The 21,696-nt window shown below is 72.5% G+C and carries 19 protein-coding genes; 5 read left to right on the top strand and 14 right to left on the bottom strand.

All coding sequences use genetic code 11. The features are described 5' to 3' along the window. Positions 1 to 27 precede the first annotated feature (27 nt). Genes ACWDYF_RS16945 through ACWDYF_RS16995 form a run of 11 tightly spaced genes read right to left on the bottom strand, consistent with a single transcriptional unit; the run spans position 28 to position 10,821 of the window. Positions 28 to 798, bottom strand: a complete 771-nt coding sequence (locus tag ACWDYF_RS16945; protein WP_389468471.1) for a hypothetical protein — start codon at positions 796 to 798, stop codon at positions 28 to 30. Next, a complete protein-coding gene (locus tag ACWDYF_RS16950; RefSeq protein ID WP_389468474.1) occupies positions 795 to 1,313 on the bottom strand; it encodes a hypothetical protein in 519 nt (172 codons plus the stop codon). The genes ACWDYF_RS16945 and ACWDYF_RS16950 overlap by 4 nt, the downstream gene beginning before the upstream one ends. Continuing rightward, entirely contained in the window at positions 1,310 to 2,608 is a 1,299-nt protein-coding gene (locus ACWDYF_RS16955) for an MCE family protein (RefSeq protein WP_389468476.1), read from the bottom strand. Before ACWDYF_RS16955 ends, ACWDYF_RS16950 begins: the two co-directional genes overlap by 4 nt. Further along, a complete protein-coding gene (locus tag ACWDYF_RS16960) occupies positions 2,605 to 3,813 on the bottom strand; it encodes an MCE family protein (RefSeq protein WP_389468479.1) in 1,209 nt (402 codons plus the stop codon). Before ACWDYF_RS16960 ends, ACWDYF_RS16955 begins: the two co-directional genes overlap by 4 nt. Next, positions 3,810 to 4,844, bottom strand: a complete 1,035-nt coding sequence (locus tag ACWDYF_RS16965) for an MCE family protein (RefSeq protein ID WP_389468482.1) — start codon at positions 4,842 to 4,844, stop codon at positions 3,810 to 3,812. Before ACWDYF_RS16965 ends, ACWDYF_RS16960 begins: the two co-directional genes overlap by 4 nt. Continuing rightward, entirely contained in the window at positions 4,841 to 5,938 is a 1,098-nt protein-coding gene (locus ACWDYF_RS16970) for an MCE family protein (protein ID WP_381739703.1), read from the bottom strand. The genes ACWDYF_RS16965 and ACWDYF_RS16970 overlap by 4 nt, the downstream gene beginning before the upstream one ends. After that, positions 5,935 to 6,993: an MCE family protein gene (locus ACWDYF_RS16975; RefSeq protein ID WP_018564493.1), complete on the bottom strand. Its 1,059-nt coding sequence runs from the start codon at positions 6,991 to 6,993 to the stop codon at positions 5,935 to 5,937. Before ACWDYF_RS16975 ends, ACWDYF_RS16970 begins: the two co-directional genes overlap by 4 nt. Next, positions 6,990 to 8,243: an MCE family protein gene (locus tag ACWDYF_RS16980; RefSeq protein ID WP_381739701.1), complete on the bottom strand. Its 1,254-nt coding sequence runs from the start codon at positions 8,241 to 8,243 to the stop codon at positions 6,990 to 6,992. Before ACWDYF_RS16980 ends, ACWDYF_RS16975 begins: the two co-directional genes overlap by 4 nt. 1 nt (position 8,244) lies before the next feature. Then, a complete protein-coding gene (locus tag ACWDYF_RS16985; protein ID WP_064535770.1) occupies positions 8,245 to 9,051 on the bottom strand; it encodes an MlaE family ABC transporter permease in 807 nt (268 codons plus the stop codon). 4 nt (positions 9,052 to 9,055) lie between these two features. Continuing rightward, positions 9,056 to 9,820: an MlaE family ABC transporter permease gene (locus ACWDYF_RS16990; RefSeq protein ID WP_018564496.1), complete on the bottom strand. Its 765-nt coding sequence runs from the start codon at positions 9,818 to 9,820 to the stop codon at positions 9,056 to 9,058. Beyond that, the gene (locus ACWDYF_RS16995; RefSeq protein WP_381739698.1) at positions 9,817 to 10,821 is read right to left on the bottom strand and encodes an ABC transporter ATP-binding protein; all 1,005 of its coding nucleotides are present in this window, start codon (positions 10,819 to 10,821) and stop codon (positions 9,817 to 9,819) included. Before ACWDYF_RS16995 ends, ACWDYF_RS16990 begins: the two co-directional genes overlap by 4 nt. Positions 10,822 to 11,563: 742 nt before the next feature. Here ACWDYF_RS16995 and ACWDYF_RS17000 point away from each other — a divergent pair. The 4 genes from ACWDYF_RS17000 (at position 11,564) to ACWDYF_RS17015 (ending at position 16,383) form a co-directional block, all read left to right on the top strand. After that, on the top strand, positions 11,564 to 12,196 hold the full coding sequence (locus ACWDYF_RS17000) for a hypothetical protein (protein ID WP_018564498.1): 633 nt from the start codon (positions 11,564 to 11,566) through the stop codon (positions 12,194 to 12,196). A gap of 99 nt (positions 12,197 to 12,295) precedes the next feature. Beyond that, positions 12,296 to 13,903 (top strand): DUF6801 domain-containing protein, encoded by a 1,608-nt coding sequence (locus ACWDYF_RS17005; protein WP_381739696.1) that lies wholly within the window; start codon positions 12,296 to 12,298, stop codon positions 13,901 to 13,903. A 100-nt stretch (positions 13,904 to 14,003) separates the two neighbouring features. After that, positions 14,004 to 14,957, top strand: coding sequence for a hypothetical protein (locus ACWDYF_RS17010; protein ID WP_389468489.1), 954 nt, complete (start codon positions 14,004 to 14,006; stop codon positions 14,955 to 14,957). A gap of 217 nt (positions 14,958 to 15,174) precedes the next feature. Further along, positions 15,175 to 16,383 (top strand): helix-turn-helix domain-containing protein, encoded by a 1,209-nt coding sequence (locus tag ACWDYF_RS17015; protein ID WP_381739692.1) that lies wholly within the window; start codon positions 15,175 to 15,177, stop codon positions 16,381 to 16,383. A 570-nt stretch (positions 16,384 to 16,953) separates the two neighbouring features. Here ACWDYF_RS17015 and mgtA read toward each other — a convergent pair. Both mgtA and ACWDYF_RS17025 read right to left on the bottom strand, forming a co-directional pair. Further along, positions 16,954 to 19,635: a magnesium-translocating P-type ATPase gene (mgtA, locus tag ACWDYF_RS17020; protein WP_389468492.1), complete on the bottom strand. Its 2,682-nt coding sequence runs from the start codon at positions 19,633 to 19,635 to the stop codon at positions 16,954 to 16,956. After that, positions 19,628 to 19,990, bottom strand: a complete 363-nt coding sequence (locus ACWDYF_RS17025) for an ArsR/SmtB family transcription factor (protein ID WP_018564503.1) — start codon at positions 19,988 to 19,990, stop codon at positions 19,628 to 19,630. Before ACWDYF_RS17025 ends, mgtA begins: the two co-directional genes overlap by 8 nt. Before the next feature lie 334 nt (positions 19,991 to 20,324). Between ACWDYF_RS17025 and ACWDYF_RS17030 the strand changes: the two genes are divergently transcribed. Continuing rightward, entirely contained in the window at positions 20,325 to 20,591 is a 267-nt protein-coding gene (locus tag ACWDYF_RS17030) for a GlsB/YeaQ/YmgE family stress response membrane protein (RefSeq protein WP_018564504.1), read from the top strand. A 116-nt stretch (positions 20,592 to 20,707) separates the two neighbouring features. Here ACWDYF_RS17030 and ACWDYF_RS17035 read toward each other — a convergent pair whose 3' ends face one another. Beyond that, positions 20,708 to 21,430, bottom strand: a complete 723-nt coding sequence (locus tag ACWDYF_RS17035; RefSeq protein ID WP_018564505.1) for a lytic polysaccharide monooxygenase — start codon at positions 21,428 to 21,430, stop codon at positions 20,708 to 20,710. Positions 21,431 to 21,696: the final 266 nt, after the last annotated feature.

Here is a 21,696-nt window from a genome sequence, read left to right on the forward strand (position 1 = left end):
GCTCCCGTCTGCCGTTCCCGCCCGCCGTCAGCGGGTCTGCATGTCGACGATCCGCCACTGGTCCCCCTCCTTCTGGGCGGTCACCACGAGCTGGGCCGCGGCGGCGGTCGCCTTGCCCTTGTCCCGGCGGGACACCTGGTCGAGGAAGACCAGCAACGTGGCTCTGTCGCCGTGGAGTTCGACCACGGCGACGCGTACGGCCTGGGTGCTCAGGGTCACCCGCTGCTTGGCGACGTCCGCGCGGATCCGGCCGACCAGTTCGGTGTACTGGCGTGCCGCCTTCCCGGTCAGGACGGACCTGGCCGAGCGCTCGGTGGCGTCGAGGCCGTCCGGTGAGTACGAGAAGACGCGGGCGAGGTCGTTGCCGATGTCACCGGCGACCCGGGTGGTGGCCTCGTTGTCGGTCAGCGCGGTGTTCCGGGCGGAGGGTGCCGAGCGCAGGTGGTGGGCGCCGTAGAAGAAGGCGCCGCCGGCCAGGACGAGCACGAGCGCGAGCGCGGCGAGCGCGGACCGGCGCAGCAGTGCGCGGCGCGAGCGGCGGGCGGGTGCGGCAGGCGCCTCGGCCGTGTCGTCGGTGTCGGCCGGGTCGTCGGTGTCGGCCGGGTCATCGGTGTCGGCCGCGTTCTCGGCGCCCTCCGCCTCGTCGGCCGTCTCCGGCGCGTCGGGCGCCCCGCTCTCGTCCCGTGGCTCGGGCGCCGCCGCTTCGTCCGCCGGGTTCGCTGTGTCCGCCGTGTCTTCCGTGATTGCCGTGTCCGCGTCGGCGGAATGCCCGCGCCTCGTGCGCAGCAGCCTGCTCATCGGCCGTCACCGTCCTCCGCCGTCCGGGCGAGCGGTACCGCGTCCAGTGCCTTGACCTTCCACTCGTCCTCGCCCGTGCGGGCCAGCACCGCTTCCAGCCGTTTGCGGTCCGTGGTCGGGGTCTTCGACCCGGCGGGGGTGACGTCCACGCGGACGGTCGCGATGAGCTTCGCGGTACCGGCCCGGGTGTCGAGCGCGGTGACGGCGGCCTCGGTGACCGTGCCGCGCGCCGAGGCACCCGTCTTCGCCTCGGTGCGGCCCAGTTCCTCCTGGAGCGGCCCGGTCGAGGCGGCCCGCCAGGCGCTGACGCCCGCCTGCGCCGTCTGCCGCGTGGACGCGTCGAAGGTGGTGAGGACGGCGATGTTCCGGCGTCCGTCGGCGAGCACCGCGTCACGGGCCCGGCCGTAGGCGAGCGAGTCGTCGCCGCGGGCCTGGGCGTACGTCCACGCGCCCGCGCCGCAGAACGCCGCCGCCAGGGCGAGAGCGGCGCCCGCCAGGACGCGCGCCCGCCTCACCGGTCCCCCTCGCCGGCCGGGGCGAGCAGGTCCGCGAGGCCGGCCGGGGCGCCGCCGCCGACACCCGGCAGGGCGAGCGCGCCCGGCAGCGGTGCGGCGGATCCCGGGCCCGCCGTGCCGGTGCCCGTGGCGGCCGTGCCGCTGCCCGAGGGCAGGGAGGCGGGCTTGGCCGGGTCGGGCACCGCGCCGCTCCCGGGGGCGTGGGCCGAGCCGCGTACGCCGATGCCGCTGGAGGCGGGCGCGGTGCAGGAGGCGTCGGTGTTGAGCGGGGGCGCGGTGCCGAGGTCGAGGCCGTTGCGGTAGCGGGTGGCGCCGTAACCGGCGGTGCAGGGCAGGGGTTTGAAGAAGGTGACGGCCATGCCGAGGTTGACCTTTCCGCCGTCGACCGCGGTGGCGCCCGCGGCGACGGCCGCCGGGTACTTCACGAGCAGCTCCTCGATGCCGTGCTGCCGGGTGACGGCGACCTCGGAGGTGGTGAGCAGGTTGGCGAGGACCACGCCCAGGCTGGGGTCGAGGTCGCGCAGGACGCCGCTGATCTGGGTGGCGGCGTCGGGCGCGACGGTCAGCAGCCGGCGCAGGTCGGCGTCGGATCCCTTGAGGGTGGCGGCCAGTTGGGTGGCGCCGGTGGCGAAGTCGCGTACGGCGCGGCCCTCTTCGGCCTGGGTGCGGAGCACGGTCTCGCCGTCGTCGATCAGCCGGGTGGTGGAGGGCAGCGCCCGGTCGGCCGCCCGGACGAACTCGCTGCCGTTGTCCAGGAGCACCTGGAGGTCGTCGCCGTGGCCCTCGAAGGCCTTGCCGAACTCGTCGACGACGGTGCGCAGATCGTCCAGCGGCACCGACTTGGTGAGGTCGTCGACGCTGCTCAGGACGTCGGTGACGGGTGCGGGCACCTCGGTGTCGGACTGTTCGATCCGGGCTCCGTCGCTGAGGTAGGGGCCGTCGTCGCTGCGCGGGCGCAGGTCGATGTACTGCTCGCCGACGGCGGAGAGCCCGGCGACGACGGCCCGGGTGTCGGCGGGGATGTGCGGAGCCGACTTCTTCAGGCGCAGTTCCGCCGTGACACCGTCCGCGGTGAGGTCGATGGGCCCGACCCGGCCGACGGACACGCCGCGGTAGGTGACGTCGGAGTGGGTGAAGAGTCCGCCGGTGCGCGGGAGTTGCACATCGACGGTGTAGTAGTCGGCGACGCCGACGTAGCGGCCGAGGTCGGCGTAGCGGATGCCGACGAAGCCGAGGACGAGGACGGCGATGACCAGGAAGGCGAGGTTCTTCAGCCGTACGGCGAGGGTGATCACCGGTGGGTGCCTCCGTCCTTGGCGGGGGTGGGGACGGAGGGCAGGGGCAGCGGCACGGACGGGACGGACTTCGGCGCCGGGTCGCGGCCGAGGCCGCGGCGGGCCGTCCCGGGTGCGGAGGCCGTGCCGGTGGGTGCGGGCGAGGCGGTGGATCCCGGTACCAGCGGCGGGATGATCTGGGTGCCCGGTACGGCGGCCATGTTCAGGTACACGTTGAGGTAGTCGCCCTTGATGCCGGTCATCACCTCGTCGGTGAACGGGTAGGTGAGCAGCACCTGGAGCGAGTCGGGCAGGTCGGCGCCCGCGTCGGCGAGGGCCTTCAGGGTGGGCGCGAGGGCCTTCAGGTCGGCGACCATGTCGTCCTTGCTGGCGTTGACGGTGGAGACGGCGACGCCGGACAGCGTGTCGAGGGAGCGGAGCATGGTCAGCAGGGCGCCGCGCTGTTCGTCCAGGGTCTTCAGGCCGGGTGAGAGGCCGGTGAGGACGGTCTGTACGTCGGTCTTGCGGTGGGCGAGGGTGGCGGCGAGCCGGTTGACGCTGTCGAGGGCGTCGGTGATGTCGTCGCGGTGCTGGTCGAGGTCGGTGACGAGGGTGTTGACGCGCTGGAGCATGGAGCGGACCTGGGGTTCGCGGCCGCCCAGGGCGGTGTTCAGTTCCTGGGTGATGGTCTTGAGCTGGTTGACGCCGCCGCCGTTGAGCAGCAGGGACAGCGCGCCGAAGACCTCTTCGACCTCGGTGTTGCGGCCGGTGCGGGAGACGGGGATGACGCTGCCGTCGGTGAGGCGCGTGGTGCTGGTGTCCTTGGCGGGGGCGACGAGCTGGACGTACTTCTCGCCGAGCAGGCTGGACTGCTCCAGGCGGGCACCGGCGTCGGCGGGCAGCCGCACATCGCCGTTGATCTTCATGGTGACGCGGGCCTTCCAGCCGTCGAGGCTGATGGCGGTGACCCGGCCGACGGCAACGTCGTCCACCTTGACCGCCGCCTGCGGGACGAGGCTGAGGACGTCGTCGAGTTCGGCGGTGACGGTGTAGGGGTGGGAGCCGAGGTCGGCGCCGCCGGGCAGCGGCAGGTCCTCGATGCCGTCGAAGCGGGGCGCGTCGACGGAGAACGCGCCGAAGGCCAGGGCGAAGCCGAGGGCCAGGGCGACGAGTCCGCCCGCCGTGACGCCCAGGGCCGCGCCGCCGGTGCGGATGGAGCGCTTCATCGGTCCCCCTTCCCCGTGGCGCCGTCCGTGGCCGCGGCGCCGCCGGTGGCGGGCAGCGGCAGCAGCGGGCCGCCCATGCTGATCTCGTTGAGGTTGGCCCGGCCGTCGAGGCTGCGGTGGTCGGGGTCGTAGGCGCCCACGACGTTGCTCGCGGCCAGCGGCGCGACGTCCAGGGCCTCGGCGAGCGAGGCCCGCTGCCGTACCAGGGTCTGGGTGAGGGGCACCAGCTTGTCGACGTTCTTCTTCAGTTCGCCCCGGTTGTCCTGGATGAACTGCTTGACCTGTCCGAGGGCCTTGCCGAGTTCGGCGAGCGCCCCGGCGAGATCGTTCTTGTTGTCGGCGAAGAAGCTGACGACGGTGTCCAGGCGCTCCTGGGCGGTGCGGACGTCGGCGTCCTTGTCCTTGAGCATGGTGGTGAAGGTCTGGAGCCTGCCGAGGCTGGCGAACAGGTCGTCGCTGGAGCCGTTGAGCGTCTTGGCGGCCTTGCCGAACTGCTCGATGCTGTCGCCGATGGCCTTGCCGTTGCCGTTCAGGTTGGCCGCGCCGGTCTTCAGCAGGTCGGACAGTGCTCCGGTGGAGTTGGCGCCGTCGGGGCCGAGTGCCTTGCTGAGGTCGGTGAGCGAGGCGTAGAGCTGGTCGATCTCGACGGGGGTGCGGTTGCCGGAGGCGGGCAGCACGGCGCCGTCGGCGAGGGCGGGCCCGGACCGGTAGGCGGGGGTGAGCTGCACGAACCGGTCGGCGACGACGCTGGGCGCCACGATCACGGCGTGCGCGCCCCGGGGGACCTGGATGCCGTCGTCGAGTTCGAGTTCGACCCGCACCTGGGTGCCCTGCGGCCGCACGGACTTCACCGCGCCGGCCCGCACTCCGAGGATGCGCAGGTCGGATCCGGCGTAGATGCCGACCGCGCGGTCGAAGTAGGCGGTGACGCGGGTGCCGCCGGAGTCCAGGACGCGGGCGACGGCGAGGCCGGCCGCGACGACCACCAGGGCGACGGCCGCGGCGAGGAGTCTGCTGCGCTTGCTGTTCACTGACCGCTCCCCCGGTTCTGCGCGGACTGCTCGGGCGGCATGCATCCGGTGGCGGGCTGGGACCCGGCGGGCAGGTAGTCGCGCGGGACGACTCCGCACAGATAGCTGTCGAACCAGCGTCCGTTGCCGAGGGTGTTGCCGACGAGCCGGTAGTACGGGCCGACCAGGGCGAGGGTCTTGTCGAGCTGGGTGTTGTTCGCGGCCAGTACGTCGGTGACGCGGCCGAGTGCCTTGAGGGTGGGCCCGAGCTGCTTGTCGTTGTCCTGGACGAGGCCGCTGAGCTGGGTGGCGAGCGCCCTGCTGCCGGTGAGCAGGGCGCGGATGGCGTCGCGGCGGTCCTGGAGCTCGCCGAGCAGGGAGCCGCCGTCCTCGATGAGCGTCTCGAAGCTGGACTTCTTGTTCTTCAGGGTCTGGGTGAAGCGGGCGCTGCCCTTGAGGAGCTGGGAGAGTTCGGCGTCGCGCTTGGAGACCGACTTGGACAGGGCGGACAGGCCGGTGGCGGCGTTGCGCACGGCGGGCGGCGAGTCCTTGAAGGTCTGCGAGATGGTCTCGAAGCTCTTGGCGAGCTGCTGGGTGTCGATCTCGTCGACGGTGGAGCTGAGGTCCTGGAACGCCTGGGTGACGTCGTAGGGCGAGGTGGTGCGGGAGAGCGGGATGCGGTCGCCGGGGTCCTGGCGGCCGGCGCCCAGCGGGTCGAGCGCCAGGTACTTGTCGCCGAGCAGGGTCTTGATGGCGATGGCGGCGGTGGTGCGGTCGCCGATCCAGGCGTTCTTGGTCTCGAAGGTGACCTTCACCCTGCCGCGGTCCAGGGCGACCCCCGTGACCTTGCCGACCTTGACACCGGCGATGCGCACCTCGTCGCCCTTGTCGAGTCCGGCGGCCTCGCTGAAGTCGGCGCTGTAGGTGGTGCCGCCGCCGATCAGGGGCAGCCGGTCGGCGTTGTAGGCGAAGACGGTGAGCAGGGCCAGCAGGAGCAGTCCGACCAGGGCGACGGCGATCGGGTTGCGTTCCTTGACCGGCTTGAACAGGGGCCGGCGGGCGCGGCGCGGTTCGGCGTCCCGCTCGACGGGGCGGGGACGGTGCAGGAGGGTCATGCGCCGCACCTCGGTTCCGTGACGGCGATGCCGGTGGGCGGCTTCGAGCCGTCGGAGGTGCTGACTCCGCTCACGCGCGCCTCGCAGAGGTAGAGGTTGAACCAGGATCCGTAGGAGGACAGCCGGGCCAGGGCGGTCATCTTGGCGGGGCTCTTGGCCAGGAAGTCCTGGATCTGCCCGGTGGCGTCGCCCAGGGTGCCGGAGAGCCGGCCCAGTTCGCGGATGTCCTGCTTGAGGGGGGCGCGTCCGTCCTGGAGGAGTCCGGCGGTGACGGTGGTCAGATCGCCCATGGCGGCGACGGCCCGGCCCAGCGGCTTGCGGTCGTCGTTGAAGCCGCTGACGAGCCGGCGGAGGGTGTCGACGAGGGTGTCGAAGCCTGCCTCGCGTTCGTTGAGGGTGGTCAGCACGGTGTTGAGGTTCTTCACCACGGCGCCGATGACCTGGTCCTTGGCGGCGACGGTGGTGCTGAGCGAGCCGATGTGCCGGATCAGGCTGTCGACGGTGCCGCCCTCGCCCTGGAGGACCTGCACGATCGAGCCCGCGAGTTCGTTGACGTCCTTCGGGGAGAGCCCTTCGAACAGCGGCTTGAAGCCGTTGAAGAGCAGCGTCAGATCGAGGGCGGGCGCGGTGTGGTCGAGGGCGATGGTGTCGCCGGCCCCGAGGGTGCCGCCGAGGTCGCCGCTGCCCTGGTCGAGGGCGATGTAGCGCTGGCCGACCATGTTGAGGTACTTCACGGCGGCCGTCGTGGAGCGGGGCAGGGTGCGGTCGTCGCGGACACTGAAGGTGATCTGGGCGGTGCGCCGGTTCACCACGCGGATGTCGGTGACCTCGCCGACCTTCACTCCGGAGACGCGCACGCTGTCGCCGTCGACGAGTCCGGTGACGTCGGTGAACAGCGCCTTGTAGGAGCGGGTGCCGTCGCCGACGCCCCGGTTGGCGACGCTCAGTCCGAGGACGGTGGTGGCCAGCGCGGTGACCAGGACGAAGACGAGGGACTTCAGCACGGGGCCGGTCAGCGGGCGGCGCCGGGTGTGCGCGCTGCGCGGGGACGTCATTTCAGGGTCACCTCCGCGCCGCGCAGGGCGGGACCGGCGAGCAGGCTGCTCCAGTCCGGCAGGTCGGCGGACGGCTTGCCGGTGGCCGGGGCGAGGAGCTCGTTGACGAGGTCGTTCTCCTGCGGGGAGTTGGCGGGTCCGAGGTCCTGCCGGGCGGTGGCCGCGACCTGTGCGGCGGGCCGCGCGGGGACGCCGAGGTAGGGCACCGGGTAGCAGTGCGGGCCGCCGGAGGCGTCGTAGGAGGGGGTGTCGCGGCCGGGCACGTAGGCGCCGCGCGAGGGGACGGTGGTGACGTCGACGTGCAGGCCGGGCCGGTCGGTGCCCTTGCCGAGGGCCTTGTCCATCCGGGGCACGAAGTCGGCGAGGGTGCGCAGGGTGCACGGGAAGGACGAGGAGTACGCGGAGAGCAGCCGCAGGGTCGGCTTCGAGGTGGCGCTGAGCCGGATGATGTTGTCCTTGTTCTGCCGCAGGAAGGAGGTCAGGTCCTCGGCGGTGCGGGTGGTGGCGCCGAGGGTGCCGGCCAGGTCGGCGTCCTTCTCGGCCAGGGTGCCGGTGGTGGTGGTGAAGTCGGTGAGCGCGGTGACGATGTCCGGGGCGGCGTCGGCGTAGACCTGGCTGACCTTGACGAGTTCCTTCAGGTCGCGGTTGAGGGCGGGCAGGTCCGGGTTGAACTTCTTGAGGTGCGCGTCGAGTTGCGTGAGCGTGTCGCCGAGTTTCGCGCCCCGGCCCTGGAGCGCCTGGGAGACGGCGGACAGGGTGGCGGAGAGTTTCTGCGGCTGGACGGCGGTCAGCATGGGCAGCACGTTGTCCAGCACCTGCTGGAGTTCGACGGCGTTCGCGGAGCGGTCCTGCGGGATGGTCGCTCCGGCGGTCAGCGGGGTGGAGGAGGGGTGCGCGGGCGGGACCAGGGCGACGAACCGGGCGCCGAACAGGGTGGTCGGCAGCATCTGCGCGCTCACGTCGGAGGGGATGTCGCCGAGGGCGCCCGGTCGCAGCGCGAGGGTGAGCCGGGCGCCGTGGTCGGTGGGTTCGATGGAGCGGACCTCGCCGACGACGACGCCGCGCAGTTTCACCTCGGCGCCCAGGTGCATCTCGTTGCCGACGCTGCCGGTCTCCACGACGACCGGGTCGGAGTCGGTGAACTGCTTGTCGTAGACGGCGACGGCGAGCCAGATCAGCAGGGCGGGCACCACCAGGAACACCACCCCGGCCAGCCTGCGGCTCAGCGTCTCGGTGCTGGGTCTGCTCATCTCACCCCGCCACCTTCACGGTCGTCGTGGCGCCCCACAGGGCCAGCGAGAGGAAGAAGTCGGTGACGCCGATCAGCACGATGGCGTTGCGTACCGAGCGGCCCACGGCGACGCCGACACCGGCGGGGCCGCCGGTGGCGCGGTAGCCGTAGTAGCAGTGGGCGATGATCACCATCACGCTGAAGATGAGCACCTTCAGCACGGACAGCAGGACGTCCGTGGGCGACAGGAACAGCCCGAAGTAGTGGTCGTAGGTGCCCCGGGACTGGCCCTTGAACAGGACGGTGACGTAGCGGGACGCCAGGTAGGAGGAGAGCAGTCCGATCGCGTAGAGCGGGATGATCGCGACGACCCCGGCGATGATGCGGGTGGTGACCAGGTAGGGCAGCGAGCGGATGCCCATGCCTTCGAGGGCGTCGACCTCCTCGTTGATGCGCATGGCGCCGAGCTGGGCGGTGAAACCGGCGCCGACCGTCGCGGACAGGGCGAGCCCGGCGACGAGGGGGGCGATCTCGCGGGTGTTGAAGTACGCGGAGACGAACCCGGTGAACGCGGCGGTGCCGATCTGGTCCAGCGCGGCGTAGCCCTGGAGGCCGACGACGGTCCCGGTGAACAGGGTCATCGCGATCATCACGCCGATGGTGCCGCCGATGACGCCGAGGCCGCCGGTGCCGAAGACGACCTCGGCGAGCAGCCGCTGCACCTCCTTGAGGTAGCGGCGCAGGGTGCGCGGGATCCACAGCAGGGAGCGCAGATAGAACAGGAGCTGGTCGCCGGAGCGGTCGAGCCAGACGAGCGGGGAGGCCACGGCCTCAGCCTCCCTTCGGCGGGACGATCTGGAGGTAGACGCCCGTCATCACCATGTTGACGAAGAAGAGCAGGAGGAAGGTGATGACGACGGACTGGTTGACGGCGTCGCCCACGCCCTTGGGGCCGCCGCGCGGGTTGAGTCCGCGGTAGGCGGCGACGATGCCGGCGATGAACCCGAAGACGAGCGCCTTGAGTTCGCTGACGTACAGGTCGGGGAGCTGGGCGAGCGAGGAGAAGCTGGACAGGTAGGCGCCGGGGGTGCCGTCCTGGAGGTACACGTTGAAGAAGTAGCCGCCGAGGATGCCGACCACGGAGACCAGTCCGTTGAGCAGGACGGCCACGCCCATGGCGGCCAGCACGCGCGGGACGACCAGGCGCTGCACCGGGGAGACGCCCATGACCTCCATGGCGTCCAGCTCCTCGCGGATGGTGCGCGAGCCGAGGTCGGCGCAGATCGCGGAGCCGCCAGCGCCGGAGATCAGCAGTGCCACGATGAGCGGGCTGGCCTGCTGCACCACGGCGAGCACGCTGGCGCCGCCGGTGAAGGACTGCGCGCCGAGCTGCTGGGTGAGCGAGCCGACCTGGAGGGCGATCACCGCGCCGAACGGGATGGACACGAGCGCGGCGGGCAGGATGGTGACGCTGGCCAGGAACCAGAACTGCTCGATGAACTCGCGGAACTGGAAGGGCCGTCTGAAGATGGCCCGGCCGACCTCCGCCGCGAGTGCGAAGAGCCGGCCGGTCTGCCGCAGGGCACCGGTGATCACGAGCCGCTCCCGCTGGTGGGCAGCGTGAGGGTGGCCGCGCCCGAGGCGGCGTAGGTGCGCTCGATGGCGGCGCGGGCGGCGGGCGGCAGCCGGTCGAGCATGCCCAGGACCCGTTCGCGGCGCCGCATGACGGCGCGGCGCGGCGGCATTCCGGGGGACGGTTCGAGCTGCGGGACGATCTCGCGCGGTCCGGCCGGTTCCGGCAGGGCGGCGGCCTCGGCGGCGAGGGTGGCGGCGTCCTTCTCCTCGGACATGCCGATGGGCCCCTCGCGCCGGGCGGCGAGGAACTGGGCGACCACGGGTTCGTCGCTGGTGAGGAGCACCTCGCGGGGCCCGAAGGTGACCAGTTCGCGCCGGAAGAGCATGCCCATGTTGTCCGGGACGGTGGCGGCGATGTCCAGGTTGTGGGTGACGATCAGCATCGTCGCGTCGATCTGCGCGTTCAGGTCGATCAGCAGCTGCGAGATGTAGGCGGTGCGCACCGGGTCGAGGCCGGAGTCCGGTTCGTCGCACAGGATGATCTGCGGGTCCAGGACCAGCGCGCGGGCCAGTCCGGCGCGTTTGCGCATGCCGCCGCTGATCTCGCCGGGCAGCTTGCCCTCCGCGCCGAGCAGGCCGACGACCTCGATCCGCTCCATGACGACGCGGCGGATCTCGGACTCCTTCTTGCGGGTGTGCTCGCGCAGCGGAAAGGCGATGTTGTCGAAGAGGGACATGGAGCCGAAGAGGGCGCCGTCCTGGAACATGAGGCCGAAGAGTTTCCGGGTCTCGAAGATGTCGCGTTCCGGTCCGTTGACCATGTCGACCCCATTGATGAGGACACGGCCGTGCTCCGGCTTGAGGAGCCCGATGAGCGACTTCAGGAAGACGGTCTTTCCGGTTCCGGAGGGCCCCAGCATCACACTGACTTCCCCGGCCGGAAGGGTGAGGGTCACATCCTGCCAGATGTTCTGCTTGCCGAAGGACTTGGTCAGACCCTCGACCACCACTTCGATTCCCATATCACCTCCGACAAGAGTGGGTCAGGTGTGCACCGAGGAGCGCACGTTAAGTCGGTGCACGGTTCACTGACAATAGGCGGGCACCGGGTTCCTGCCGCGCTTCCCGTCTTTGTCACCGCGCAGACAAAAAGCGGCCCGGCACTTGTCTCCGACAGACAGGGCAGGGCCGCGCGCCTCCGGGGGGACTGGATCCGCGGGCCCTGCCTGCGGACGACCGGACCCGAAGGAGGGCAAGGGCCGGAAATCGCCCGTCGTGTCTCCGGGCGGCGGTGGGCCACCGACCTGGAGATCAGCGCCGTACCCGGCACGTTACGGCCCGGTAACCTCGGCAGGCAAGAGCGGATTCTGACTTTTCGACGACATTCTCTTCGGCCATCCCCGGCCTGTCAGACCGCCTATAAAAAGAGGCCCCCGATTTATCACTCTGCTGCGTGTCGGACGCCCTGGAAGGCGTTCGGCGCGGCACATTCCGGACTTCTCGCCCGCACTCGCGGGGCGGACCGGCGACGAATCGGCCTTAGCAGCGGATGACTAAGGCCGCGCGCCGACTGCTCACCCACTGGACAGATGATTGCCCTTTTCAAAGAATCATGGTCGGCGGCATTGTTCGGCCAAGTTTCCCGCAAGTAACGTCGGTGCTCGCGATCGAGGTTTCCGATCCCCCGGACCGCACGACTCCCGCTCCATCCGTTCCGCGGCGGTCCGTCTCTGCCGGTCAATCCACGAGGAGAGTCCCAGAGCCATGAAGAAGTCCATCAGAAGGATCGCCGTCGTGGCGGGCGCGGGCGCGGCAGCGTTCGGCATCGCCGTCGCCCCCGCCTCCGCCAACGCGTCCACCGTCTGGACCGTCAGCCCGTCGCCGTCCAACTTCACGGCGACCAACAGCGGGAACATCGTGCTCACCGCCAACATCCCGATGACGTGTACGACGTCGGGCGCGTCGGGCACCATGGCGAGCGCCACCGGCAACCCCGCGTCGGTCGCCGACATCACCGCCATCAACTTCGGCACCACGGCGTCCCCGTGCACCAGCATCCTGGGCGCCGTCACGGCCACCCCGATCGGGACCTGGCACGTCGTCGCGCAGGACTACAACGCCTCGACCGGTGTCACCTCGGGCTACGTCGGCAGCGTCCAGGCGAACGTGGTCGCGGGTGCCTGCCACTTCACCGTGGCGGGCAAGGCGTCCGGCACCTACACCAACTCCACCGGCATCCTGGCGGTCAACAGCGTCTCCGGTGACCTGGCCGTCACCGCGGCCACCGGGTGCGGCACGGTCGTCACCACCGCGACCAAGCCCACCTTCAAGGGCAACTACGCCGTGAAGGTGACCGGCACCAGCACCATCCCGACGATCGTCGGCTCCAACCCGTAAGACGCCCGCCGTTCGCAACCGCCCGTCCGGGACACCCCCGGCCGGGCGGTTGCGGCCGGTTCGGCGCCCCGTCCGTGAACGACCCGAGTGGAGCAGCAGATGACAGGCCCCCGTGCAGCCGAGCGGTGGACCCGGCGGGTCCGGGCCCGGGGCGCGACGACCGCCGCGTTCGTCGTGCTCGCCGCCATGGTCCCCGCCGTCGTCGCCGCGGCCGGCACCCAGCAGGTGGACACGGCACTGCCCTATGTCTGCGCCTTCCCGTCCGGGCACCGGCAGCCCGCGACGGTACGGGTCACGGCGGTCTTCCCGGACCGGGCGGCACCGCGCCGCACGATCCGGCCCACGGACGTCACCACCACGGTCGAGCTGCCGCCCGCCGCCGTGGCCGACCTGGGCGCGCCCGAGAACGCCGAGGTGCGGGCCGCGACCCGGCTGAGCGTCGGCGTCGCGCAGAACACCGCCTCGGCGCAGGCCACCTGGCGCGGCACCGCGCAGCCCGCCACCGTGCCGGGGTCCGGACCGCTCACCCTGACCGCCACCGGCGACGTGCCCTCGATGACCGCGCAGAGCGCCGGCGATCTGACGCTGACGGCCCAGGGTCTGGACATCGACCTGGCGGTGTCCCCGGCCGACGCCACGGCCACCGCCCCGCCCCCGGTCACCCTGCGGTGCACCCTGGGCGAGGACGCGCCCGGCAAGGGCCTGCTGGCCACCGTGCCGGTGGACGGCCCGACGGCGGACCCCTCCGGCGCGCCCTCCGGCTCCCCCGGCGGGCCGCCCACCGGAGCCGCCGGATCCGGCGTGCCGTCGGCGCCGTCCTCGGCCGCCGGACGCTCCGCCGCACCGGACGGGAACCCGCAGAGCGACCGGGCCCCGAAGCTCACCGGCAACCTCTCCGGCGCCACCACCGGCGGCACCGACGCCCCGCCGTGCCGCTTCGACGCCGGGCACCCCGCGGACGAGATGTCGCTGAACAGCTACATCACCGGCTACGCCAACGTACGCAAGCAGAAGGGCGCATCGCTGATCCCGGTGTCCTGCGCGCTGATCGAGCAGGGCCAGCCGGACTTCCAGTTCCCCGAGGACGGCGGCCCGGCGGTCATCACCCAGCACTCCGACGGTCAGCTCTACCACCAGGGGAAGCAGCAGACCCCGCCGTTCAAGGCCACCTTCCTGACCTTCGACTTCGCCCCGGCGACGGCCACCATGGTGCTGGAGGAGACGGGTCCGCTGTCCATCGACTCGCGCGGCGAGATGGACATGACGACCTTCTACACCACGATGGACACCTACATCCGGGTCCCGCTGGTGCTCAGGGTCACCTCCCTGACCGTCAACGGCACGCCCCTGGACGTCGGTTCGTCCTGCCGGACCCGCACCTCGCTCAGCTCGGCCGACCCGGACCCGGCCAAGCACCCCGGCGACCACCTGGTGCTGCGCGGCAGGGGCGAGTACGCCCTCGGCGAGCCGGCCACCGGCTACATCCTGCTCTCGGGCGGCCCGCTGACCGGCGAGACGACGATCCCCGCGTTCACCGGCTGCGGCGCGGGCGGCGAGAACCTGGACGGTCTGCTGACGGCCTCGGTCTCCGGGCCGGGCAACTACATCAAACAGATCCAGGGCCAGACGTGCGGCCAGGCCAATCCGGTCGAGGGCCAGTGCACCAAGGACCTCCAGCCGGCCCAGATCCCGGTCCCCGAGCGCTGACCCGCCCTCCGCCGCCGCTCCCCCGACACCCCCGTCTGCCTGAACTCCCCTCCTCCGCTCCTCCGTACTCGTTCCCCGTACTCCCATGGAAGGCCATGCCATGAACCGGTTGTCCCGCCGCACCAGACTCGCCGCCACGACCGTCACCGTGCTCGGCACCGCCCTCGGCTCCTTCGCGGCCATGGGCACGGCCACCGCCGCGACCACCCAGCTCAACGGCGAGTGGGGGCCGTTCACCCGCTGTCCGGTGGGCGCCTCCGCGATGCTCGCCGCCGACGGCCTGGTGCAGACCCCGCAGTGCGTGGTGTCCACCTCGGCCAGCGGCTCCATCAAGCTGGGCAACACCACGGTGACGACAGGCCGCACCGAACTCCAGATCGGGGTGGTGCAGAACGCGGACGGCACCAGCTCGGTCGTCGCCCCGCCGGCCGGGGCGCTCATCGCCGACTCCGCGGCCGTGCCCGGCGGTCTGCTCGGCCTGATGTGCCCGAGCAACATCCCCGCCGTCACGGCCATCTGCAACCAGATCGCCGACAGCAGCCTCAACAAGATCACAGCCACCGTGGAGTCCGTGGGCGCGCCCAGCGACTTCAACCAGACCGCGGGCATCCTCACCGACGAGCCGATCGTCGCCATCCCGGTCCGCATCCACCTCCAGAACCCGTTCCTGGGGTCCAACTGCTACATCGGCACCAAGTCCAGCCCGATCGTGCTGCGCCCGCACAACGTGAACCTGCCCGACTTCGGCATGACGTTCTTCAAGGGCGACGGCACCCTCGCCGACGACGGCGACATGAGCCGGATCAACCTCACCGGCGCCACCCAGAACGACAGCACCTTCGCGGTGCCCGGCGCCAGCGGCTGCGGCCTCGGCCTGCTCGGGCTGATCGACGCGGCCGTCAACCTCAAGACCGGGCTGCCCTCGGCCGCCGGGAAGAACAGCGTCACCCTGAACAACGCCCAGACCTACCTGGCCGGTCTGAACGCACCCGGTGCCGCCGCCCCCGACGCGGGCAAGATCCTCTCGCAGAACTGGAACTCCGCCGTCAAGTAATGGCCGTACGGCGGCGATTATCAGCCGTCCCGGCCGGCCGTGCCCGTGCCTCGGCACCAATGTGTGTCCAACCTGTGTACGGATCAAGGAAGTTGATTTAGCTTCACCTTTCACACAGGTCTGCACCTGACCGGCCGCCTGTCACGCTCCGCGACGGCGGGTGACAGGCGGCCGGTCCCCCACCGGGCGCGTCGGAAGAGCAAGGGACGACCAACTCATGCCTTCACCCGTACGGACACCGGAGGTCGGTGAACCGCTCGACCCCCTGCCCAAGGAGTTCGCGGCCTTCATGCGCCCGGAATTACCCGGACTCATGAAGGAGATACGCATCGAGGTCACCCGCGCCTACCCGGTCTACGGCCGGCTGCTCAACGGCCCCAACGCGGACGCCATCCGCCAGGGCGTCGAACAGGCCCTGTCCGCGTTCGTGGACCGGGTCGCCGAGCCCGGCAAGAACTCCGCCCTGCGCGACCAGCTGCTGCGCAAGTTCGGGCGCGTCGAGGCGTACGAGGGCCGCGAACTGGACACGCTCCAGGGGGCGTACCGGCTCGGCGCCCGGATCGCGCTGCGCCGGGCCAAGGCCGTGGGCCGCCAGTACAACCTGTCGCCCACGGTCATCCTGGCCTTCGCCGACGCCCTGTTCGCCTACGTGGAGGAGCTGGAGGCGATCTCCCGCGAGGGCTACGTCGAGGTGCAGTCGCGGGCCTCCTCCGAGGTCTCCGCGCTGCGCAGACAGCTCCTGCACCTGATCCTGGCCGCTCCGCCGCTGCCCCAGTCGACCGTGTCCGGGCTGTGCGAGGCCGCCGCCTGGACGCTGCCCGCCCATGTCACCCTGGTCGCCCTGCGCTCCCCCGCGCCCGACCATGTGGAGGCGGGCCTCGCCGGGGACGTCCTGGCCGATCTGGACATCCCCCAGCCGCATCTGCTCGTCCCGGGCGAACTGACCCCCGAGCGGCTGGCGATGCTCGACTCGGCGCTCGGCGGCACCCACGCCGTGGCGGGCCTGACCGTGCCGCTCACCCAGGCCGCCGACTCCATCCGCTGGGCGCGGCGGGTGCTCCAGCTGATCGACGAGGGCGTCGTCGCCGACGCTCCGCTGGTCCGCTGCGAGGACCATCTGGTGACCCTGTGGCTGCTGTCCGACCCGCCGCTCGTCTCCCACCTGGCGGCCAGGGAACTCGCCCCGCTGGACGGGCTGCCCGCCAGCCGCCGCGACCGGCTCGTGGAGACGCTGCGCGTGCACGTCTCCACCCGGGCGCCCGCGGAACAGGTCGGCGAGATCCTCGGCGTGCACGCCCAGACCGTCCGCTACCGGCTGCGGAACCTGGACGCCCGCCTCGGCGACCGCCTGGCCGACCCCGGCCACCGCTTCGCCCTGGAGGCCGCCCTGCGCTCACTGCACCTGCGCGAGGGCGCCAAGGAGTGACACGGGCGCGGCCGCCCGTACGGCACGGGCGGCCGCGCGGTGGCGCGGTGGGGGCGGTGGGGGCGGTGGGGGCGGTGGGGCGCGGGTGCCCGTGGGCCGTGTCGTACGCCGGGGCCGACCGGGCGGGAGCTCACACGACGTGACGCGCAGCGGGCGCGGCGGGGCGAAGTCCCCCGCGCCCGCGCGCACGCGCACTCAACGGGGCGCCGCGCGCCCAACGGGCCGGCCCGCCCGGACGGCACGGCAAGCACCGCCGCACACCGCGCCCGCCGAGGCCGCGGGACGTCCATCGCCCCGCATACCGGGCCGGGCAGGCGGAGAACCGGACGCCGTCGCGCACCGGGCCGTGCGGGAGGACTCACGCCCCGTCGCGCACGCCGGACCCACCCAACGGGAAGCCGTGCACCCTACGGACCGGCCCGCCCGGACGGCACGCCAGGCGCCGCCGCACACCGCGGCCGGGCAAAGGACCGGACGTCTCCGCCCACCGGGCCGCACGGAAGGGACCCGCACGCCGTCGCGCACCGGGCCATGCGGGGAGGGAGCCCGCGCGCGGTGGGGTCGGGACGGTCAGGTGGGGTGGTCCGGGCTGCGGGCGTAGCGTGCCCTGGCTGCCAGGAGGGCCGCGGCGTAGAGGGCCAGGACGGCGGTGAGCAGCAGGTAGTACTCGGCCGGCAGGGCGGTCAGGCCGAGCGGCGGGCCCAGCGGGGAGGGCGGCAGGGCCAGGCCGATGGCGGCGAGCGCGCCCGCCGCCCACACGACCGGGCCGGGTCTGCCGGTCCCGGCCGTCCGGCGGCCGACCCGCAGCAGCACCATCACCAGCGCCTGGGTGAGCAGGTTCTCGGTGAACCAGCCGGAGTGGAACACCGCCTCGTCGTCCCCGGTCCCCGGGCCGTGCAGGGTGAGCGCGAGGACGGCGAACGTCGCCAGGTCGGCGACGGCGTTCAGCGCGCCGAAGCCGGTGATGAAGCGCAGCAGGTCCCGCGGGTCCAGCACGGCGGGGCGCCGCAGGACCGCCGGATGCGGCCGGTCGTGGGCGAAGGCGAGCTGGGCCGCGTCGAAGCACAGGTTCTGGATGAGGACCTGCGCGGGGAGCATCGGCAGGAAGGGCAGCAGCAGCCCGGCCGAGAGCATCGCGAGCACATTGCCGAGGTTGGACGACAGGGTGACGCGCAGATAGGTGGCGATGTTGTCGCCCGCGTGCCGCCCGGCGGCGACGGCGTGCGCGACGGCGGTGAGGTCCTTGCGCGCGAGCACCACGTCGGCGCTCTCCCGGGCCACGTCGGCGGCGTCCCGGGGCGCGATGCCGACGTCGGCGGCGCGCAGCGCGGGCAGGTCGTTGACGCCGTCGCCGAGGAAGCCCACGGTGTGTCCGGCCCGGCGCAGCGCCCGGGTGATCCGGGCCTTGTGCTCGGGGGTGCAGCGCGCGAAGACGGTCGTACGCCCCGCCGCGGCGGCGAGTTCGCCGTCGGTGAGGGCGTCGACGCGGTCGGCGGTGAGCACGGCGTCCGGCTCGACGGGTATCCCGAGGTCGAGGCAGGCGCGCACGGCCGTGCCCGGATGGTCGCCGGTGAGCACCTTGACGGTGACGCCCCGGTCGGTGAGGACCCGCAGCGCGTCGGCGGCGGTGGGCGCCAGCGCGTCGCGCAGGGTGACCAGGCCGCGGAAGGTGAGCCCGCGGACGTCGGCGGGCGTGTAGCCGCGCGAGCGGGCCGGACGTTCGGCCGTGGCGACGGCCAGCACCCGCGCCCCGCGCCCGGCGTGCCGGACGGCGAGACCGGACAGCTCCGCGCGCTCCTCGTCGTCGAGCGCGCAGCGCTCCAGGACCGCCTGCACGTCGCCCTTGACGACCAGGGTGTGGCGGCCGAGCCGTCCGGGGGTCCGGATGACGGCGGTGGCCAGGCGGTGCACGGGGGCGAAGGCGAGGGCCGCCGTGCCCTCGTACGCGGTGAGCGCGTCCTCGTCGGCCGCGTCGAGGATGGCCTCGTCGAGGGCGTCGGGTTCGGGCAGGTCGGCGAGTTGCAGCGTCCACCAGGCGTTGACGGCGGCCCAGTGCAGCACCTCGGGGTCGTCGCGGCCGTCCGGACCGAGGGCGCGGTCGAGGACCGGGCGGTCCTGGGTCAGGGTGCCGGTCTTGTCCAGGCACAGCACGTCGACGGCGCCGACGTCGTGCAGGGCGGGCAGCCGCTTGACGATCACGCCGTGCGCGCGGGCCAGCCCCGAGGCGCCCCTGGCCAGGCACAGGGTGACGAGCACCGGCAGCATCTCCGGGCTCAGCCCGACCGCCACCGCCACCGCGAACGGCAGGGTCTCCAGGCCGCGTCCGCGCAGCGCCGCGTTGGCGGCCAGCACCAGCGGCGGGGTGAGCAGCATGAAGCGGATGAGGATCCAGGAGATCCCGTGCACGGACCGGTCGAAGGCGCTCGCGGCGGGCCGGGCCCCGGCACGGTCGTGGGCGGCGGCGAAGCGGACGTGCGGGCCGGTCGCGGTGACGACCGCCGTGGCGCCGCCGGAGGCCACACTGCTGCCCAGGAAGCAGAGCTGCGGCTGCTCCAGCACCCCGCCGCCCGGTTCCGGCGGCAGATCGTCGGCGGTCTTGGCGACGGGCGCGGACTCCCCGGTCAGCGCGGCCTGGTGCACGGTGAGGCCGCTCGACCGCAGCAGCCGTACGTCGGCGGGGACGACGTCGCCGGGCCCGAGCCGGATGACGTCGCCGGGCACCAGCTCGGCCACGGGTGTCTCACGGGCGGCCGGTGTCCCGGCCCCGACCCCGTCGTCCCCGTCCCCGTCCCCGTCCACGTCCCCGCGCCGGACCACCGTGGCGGTGGTGGCGACCAGTTCGCGCAGCGCGGCGGCGGAGCGGTCGGCCCGGTGCTCGCCGGAGGCCCGCAGGGCGCAGCTGACCACGACGAGCAGCAGGATCACCGCGGCGGTGCCCCAGGCGAGGACGGCGGCGGAGACCAGTCCGAGGCAGCCGAGCACGGCGGTGAACGGATCGCGCAGGCTGCGGACGAACAGGCGCGGCCAGGACGCCTCGCGCCGGGCCGGGACGGTGTTCTCGCCCAGCAGCGCCAGCCGCTGCGCGGCCTCGGCCTCGGTCAGCCCGCGCGGGCCGCTGTCCAGCCCGCGCAGCACCTCGAGGACGGTGGGCACCGGACGCCCCGGCGCCCATCCGGGCGGGGCCGCCGTCAGGACCGGCCGCCCCGGGTCCCCGTCCTGCCGCCGGCCCGGCGCCGCGCTGGTCTCAGCCACCGGTCCCGCGCAGCGCGCGCACGGGCGCCGCGGAGGTGCGGGAGCGCGCGGTCAGCTGCCCGACCATCACGCGTACGACGGTGACGACGTCCGGGTCGTCCACGTAGTACACCTGTCTACGGCCCTCGCGGCGCGAGCGCACCAGACCGGCGAGCTTCAGCTTGGCCAGGTGCTGGCTGACCGCGGGCAGCGCGCCGCCCACCCGGTCGGCGAGATGCGTGACGTCGCTCTCGCCCTGGGACAGCGCCCACATCAGGTGCAGCCGCGCCGAGGAGGCGAGCAGCCCGAACGCGGCGGCCGCGGAGGCCAGCACCTCGGCGGGCGGGTCCTCGAAACCCCCGGCGTTCCCCGTCACAGCGCTCTCCCGTCCGCCCGTCACCGTCCGACGCGTATGCGCCCACCAGTGTAGGTGTCCGCCGGGCCGCCGCGGGCCGCCGCTCCCCGGGGGCCCGGTGCGCGGTACGGCGTGCGGGGGGTTCCAGAGTTGCGCAATCCGCGTACCGAGGTGCCGGGCCGGCTCTGTGCGGGCCTGTTCCAGGTGCCTGCCCGGTAGCGCTGTTGGCGGCAGTTCGAGCGTGCCTCTAGGCTTGCGCAATCACGCAAGCGGAACATCTGGAGCGGAACAGCGGACCGTGCGGCCACCGGGCCGGGCGGACCGCCGCGACCCGACTCGTCTGGAGGACGACAACGTGGGCGTCATCAGCTGGATCATCCTCGGCCTGCTCGCCGGGGCGATCGCCAAGATCCTGCTGCCCGGCCGCGACCCGGGCGGCCTGATCGGCACCACCCTCATCGGCATCGCGGGTGCCTTCGTCGGCGGCTGGCTCTCCGCCCGCTTCCTCGACCGGCCGGTGGAGAAGCACTTCTTCGACCTGCCCACCTGGGGTGCCGCGATAGGCGGTTCCCTGGTGCTGCTGGTCCTCTACCGGCTGCTGTTCGGCAACTCGCGGGACTGACCGGGGAATTCACCGGGACCGGGCACCCGGAACGGAACGCGGAGGTGGGGCGGCGCGTCGCGCGCCGCCCCACCTGTCGTGCCCGGGAGCACCGAGGTGCGTTCAGGACCGCCGGGTCACGCCGGGCAGGCGCCCAGGTCCTCCCAGACACCCCACTGACCGGTGGTGCCGGGCTTGTCGCCGGTCACCCACCACTTGGCGCGCCAGGTGTGGCCGCCGTAGGAGACGCTGTCGCCGCCGTTGTAGACGTGCGCCGCGTCCCAGGCCGGGGCGGTGCAGGTGTCACCGCCGCCGGGGTTCCCGGGGTCACCGCCGCCGGGGGTGCCGCCGATGTTGACGTCGACGCAGGAGTAGAAGGCGTTGCCGGTGTCCGCGATGTTCCAGACGGCGAGCACCTTCTGCTTGCCGGTGTAGCTGCCGAAGTTCACCTGCTGGCTGACGTCGGCGGGCGGCTGCTGGCTGTGGCCGTCGAACTCGGCGATCTTCTGGCCGCCGATGAAGTACTGCCAGTTGGCCGTGGCGTGACGGGCGGTGTTGTGCCAGGTGAAGGTCGCCGAGCTGCCGACCGTGGTGACCTTCCAGCCCTTGCTGTCGTCGTCCAGCTCGGCGTACTCGGCGTGCCCGCCGCTGCAACTCTGGAGGCCCTTGGGGCCCTCGACGCTCTGCGGCTCGTACTTGATCTGACCGCAGTCGACGACACCCTCGGCGCACTGCTCCTGACGGCTGGTGGGCAGGGTGACCCAGCCGTGCGCGCTGGCCGAGGCCGCGGGAAGGCTGACGGCGAGCACCGGGGCGACCAGGGCCCCGATCGCGACAGCGACTCGTCTTTTCGTGTTCATGCCACATCACTACCTTCGATGTACGGAACCGGCGCGCCGCCGGAACCGACGCCTGCGAGGCCACGTCGATGTAGGTCTAGACCTACGAAACTTGGTCTAGACCATACTCAGGGACCGGGGCTGGTCAAGGGATCGGGCGATAACCAACTGGCAAAGCACGGAGCCCACTTCACGGACAGCGGCCCGAAAGGTTGCCCTGGCCCCGTCCGGCGATTAAGTTAACGCCCTAACTAAGGGCACCCTAAGTTCGACGGGTGTCCGGTGCT

The organism is Streptomyces sp. NPDC003284 (genome assembly GCF_053589675.1).